General features: G+C 59.0%; 5 protein-coding genes and 1 pseudogene. All 6 read right to left on the reverse strand.

The features are described 5' to 3' along the window. A pseudogene (locus tag BM070_RS24705) lies at window positions 1-117 on the reverse strand (IS5/IS1182 family transposase); the annotation flags it as partial. A gap of 77 nt (window positions 118-194) precedes the next feature. Then, window positions 195-563, reverse strand: a complete 369-nt coding sequence (locus BM070_RS23815) for an adenine nucleotide alpha hydrolase family protein (RefSeq protein ID WP_139222997.1) — start codon at window positions 561-563, stop codon at window positions 195-197. A gap of 289 nt (window positions 564-852) precedes the next feature. Next, window positions 853-1350: a hypothetical protein gene (locus tag BM070_RS23820; RefSeq protein WP_092942851.1), complete on the reverse strand. Its 498-nt coding sequence runs from the start codon at window positions 1348-1350 to the stop codon at window positions 853-855. An 87-nt stretch (window positions 1351-1437) separates the two neighbouring features. Next, the gene (locus tag BM070_RS23825) at window positions 1438-2895 is read right to left on the reverse strand and encodes a UvrD-helicase domain-containing protein (protein WP_092942854.1); all 1458 of its coding nucleotides are present in this window, start codon (window positions 2893-2895) and stop codon (window positions 1438-1440) included. 14 nt (window positions 2896-2909) lie between these two features. Continuing rightward, entirely contained in the window at window positions 2910-3143 is a 234-nt protein-coding gene (locus BM070_RS24960) for a hypothetical protein (RefSeq protein WP_175518606.1), read from the reverse strand. Between the two features lie 140 nt (window positions 3144-3283). Further along, window positions 3284-4037 (reverse strand): hypothetical protein (locus BM070_RS24965; protein WP_217648974.1); only part of this gene is annotated, 754 nt, incomplete at its 5' end.

Here is a 4037-nt window from a genome sequence, read left to right on the forward strand (position 1 = left end):
GGGTTCTATCAGCGCCACCAGTTCAGCCCAGGGCACCACCAACTCCATCGCATCGAGGAATTCGCGCTTGCGGGTGCGCTTGACGGTGTGGCTCAGGCCCAGGCTGCTTTGCTTCATGGCTGTATTGTCTCGGCTTGCCCCTGCAACAAGCACAACGGGTAAGGATTCGTGCAGAGCATCCCTAGATCATTTCGTCAAAAGGATGCTTGACTACATCTAGAGGTGCAGAACCTCATGGTTGGAGTGCTCCAAGGCAAGATCAGCTTCACACACTCAAGGTCGTTGTAGCGCTTGATGTTGTTCTTCCAGCGCAGCTTCCAACGATCCATCAGATCGCCCGAAGCAGACTGCAGAACCATCAGCTCCCACCCCAGGTTCTCAGCCAGGCGCTGGCAACCTGGCAGGCTGTCCTCCCACTCCACCACACCCAGGTCTGCGTGAACCAGCACACGCGGTCCAGTGTGACCAATGGCATTCAGGTGGCGATCGACAGCGATCGCGCAGGCGTCGGAATCTTTCCCTCCCGACACCCCTACCGCAACAACACAGTTGAGGTCCAGCATGGCCTGGACCTGCGGCGTGAGAGACACCCCGTTGCCAGGTGACCCCCCCCTGCTTCTTGGCGTAGCGTCCTGCGGCCGGATAGAACTGGATGACCGAAGAACTGGCTCCCTGCGCTGCGAGAGCCGAGTGCTCGATGCCCCTATCTTTTTGATCCTGTACAACCAGCTCGCTCATGACAATCTTTCGATGAAGTGGCCGCCGCACAATTCGATAGGCAACAGATGTCCCGGACACGGCGAAAAGCCGTGATAGAGATAGGGGAAGAAGGATGGGGCTTTGCCCCGAGGATCAGGCTACGCGGACAGGCTGCTCGTCAGCCTCGTACTGCACCCAGATGCCAGCTTGGGCATTAACGCCTGCCATGGCAGCATCCCATTCGCGCTTCCAATGGGTCTTGATCCGATACTCGATGCTCGGCCGATCAGCCTTGCGGTATGCGTGGACCATCCGCACCAGTGCGGCCCGCGAGGTCGCAGCGATGTAGACGCGGACGTCTGAAGGGTCGCCGCGCAAGATGGCGTCGTCCGCACGCAGGACGCCAACACCATCACCAGACCAGAAGTGCAGCTTCTTGGGCTTCACAGGCTTCTTGGGGGCCATCGCCTGAAGCATCTCCCACATGGCATCGTTGGTCTTGGCCAGGTGCTTCTTAGCACCGCCTTCGAGCTTCTGAAACCATGCCCAGGAGGGAGCCATCCGTACCAGCTCAATGCCGATCTGCCTGGCGAACTCATGAATGGCGTCATTGGTTATGGACGACTTCGAAGCAGACTTTGCGGTGGCCATTTTCGATTCCGTTTGATTGCTTGGCTCTACTATACCACTTTATTCTAATTAATGCACAACGAAATCCGCGCCTACACCTTCAACTGTTCACGAAGCAGTGCCACCACCTGGCAACACAATGCCCTTGCCTTCAAACCACTCTTTGGTCTCACGGTTCAGCTCCGCATGGAACCGAGCCCGGGTAAATGCCACATACAACAGGTGGATCTCCTGGGCTGAAGCCACGCTAAGCTTGCCAAACTGCTTCAGCTCTTCTTCGGCGTCGTACAGGCACTCGAAATCGTCAGCAACGCGCACATAGTCGAGGGTGAGCCCCTTGCCCTTATGGCCCGTTGACAAGATGATATCGGCGTCTTCGGCCGCATGAACTTCGTTGGACCTGATGTCGCCCACCAGCGCAGGAATGTCATGGCCGAAAGAGGCCACCACCTTGATCAGGATTCTCGCCTCTGGGTCCTTGGACGCTTCAGCTTCATCGACATACTGATGCCACGATTCATAACGCCGCATGATTGGGTCATTGATCTGATGCCGCTGGCCAGCGAAGAGGTAGTAAGCATCAGCGATGAGATCCATGCGATAGCCCTTGCTTGAGCCAATCCACATGACACCCTTTCCTCGGCGCTCTGCGGCTACGCCGAAAAGAACAGCATTGGTGCGAGCGAGGACAGAGACAGGCCGGCGCCTGCGCGGGTCATCCTGCCCCATGCCGACGATCTTCGTTGTCTCCCCCCTGAGCCGACCCAAGATCTCATTTGCGATAGTTGCCGTGCGCTCACCAAAGCGCCAGGTCTTGGGCATTTGCAGCACAGTTGCGCGCCCACTTTCGGCAAAATCCCGCATCGCATCTTTGGCCCCCCGCCAAGCGTATATCCCCTGAAAACTATCACCTAGTAGCAACATTTTTGCGCGCTGCTGCTTGATCACCTCAGCCACAACAGGCGGCGTATCCTGGGCCTCGTCCAGAATGATCCGAGGGAACCTGAGTTGTGGCTTCGAGAGCGACCACATCTTGAGGTATGCATCCGGCGGCAAGGACACGTGCGATTTCAGATCGAGCATTCCAGCCCAGGCCCTTTTCACCGCATCGACCGCATGAGCTTGCTCTACCGAATCAAGCATCCAGTGTTGCGAAACCGCCTGCACGTGATCCATACCTGGCAGCTGGTCAGACGTCGAAAAGAACTCACTCAGGGCGGCCCTGGCGACGGCAGCAATGCGCGGCCTGGCAAGCGCCAATTCATCAGCGAGGAGCCGCGGGCCCCACTTCATGTTCACCCGTGCGCCGTAGTGCCGACCCACAGCAGCCCACGCTAAAGAGTGAGTAGTACGGCAGCTCACATTAGGGCCAAAGCGTCGCTGAGCCTCCTCCTGCACAGACTTGTTGAAGCAGATGTAAAGAAAGCGTTCGTCAGGGAATGCGGCGGCCTTTCCGATTGCCGTCGAGGTCTTTCCCGCACCTGCCTTGGCCTGGGCAATCACCAGCGGGTCCTCGCAGTTGATCACGGCCAGTTGCGTCTCGTCGTATGTGACGACGTGTTCCATGCTCTATTCCTTGGTCACACAGCCTCGGCCGGCGACGTTCGCCCGAGAACTAATGTCGCATCGACGCAAAGGGCCGCAGCGATGTCATCGCCCCACATTGTTTTCACTGCTGCTTGCACCTCGCCACTGAACAGCAATGCCTGGTCGAGGCGACCACCAGGCTCAATGCAAAGTACCACCCGGCGCGTCGGCGACGGATCGTCACGCACGAGCCACAGCTTGGATTTCGAATACCCGTTGCCGTTCATCCGGCCCAAGTAGTTAGTGTGCCCAGGCACCCACATCAAGCGAGAGTCTGGCGCATCGACCAGGATCAACTGGCGCGGACCGTAGTCCGTGCCGCCATAGACCCGGTGGGCTTGAATCCGTGCTGGCCTTAGCGCGCGGATCACTCTTCGTCCGTGCTCTTGACAGCCGGAACCTTGGACTTTTCCAGCAGCTGGGCGATGACGCCCGCTGGCAGGGTGACGGTCATGGGCTCATCCTCCCAACCATCACCCTTTTTGGCCACGGACTCGATCTGCTTGGCCAGCGTTTTCGATTCCTTGGCGATCGCCTGGAAAATGCCCGCTGCAGCTTTGCGCGGAACGCTCGGCTGCGATTGCGCCTTGCCCACCGGACGTGCCTTGCTGTTGCCGTCGATCATCTCGAAGATTTTCTGCTCGCCCACGGCAGGCTCGTCCTTGTGCTTGCGCAGGATATCGATGACCGTATCAGCGACGATCCGCTTCTCGGCCACGGCCTCCTGCACCTTGGCCGACGCGCGGCCAAGAATCACGAGCTGCTCCACACGCTGCGGCGTGATCGCCCCGCCCAGGAATCGCGAGATCTGCGGAAAGCTCATACCCTCCTGCCCATCCTGGCCATCGGCCAGACGCGTGAGGGCAATGGCACGCTCAAGGGGCGTGTAGCCTTTACCCATGCCCGAGCGCAGCATCAGTCCGATTCGCCCCCGCGCATCCTCCCGAGTCTGGACCACATCCAGGGAACTGATCTCGTAGTCTTCTTCCGTGATCAACTCACGAATCGCCGTTGTGCGGCAATGGCCGTCCACGACCAGGATGACGCCCTCCTCCGTCACGCGAATGACGACGGAAGGGAACACATCCAGCAGGCCGTCATTGCAGGTCTTGTTCTCGGGG

Origin of the sequence: Paracidovorax wautersii (assembly GCF_900113035.1) — a bacterium.
In the GTDB taxonomy this organism is placed as follows: domain Bacteria; phylum Pseudomonadota; class Gammaproteobacteria; order Burkholderiales; family Burkholderiaceae_C; genus Paracidovorax; species Paracidovorax wautersii.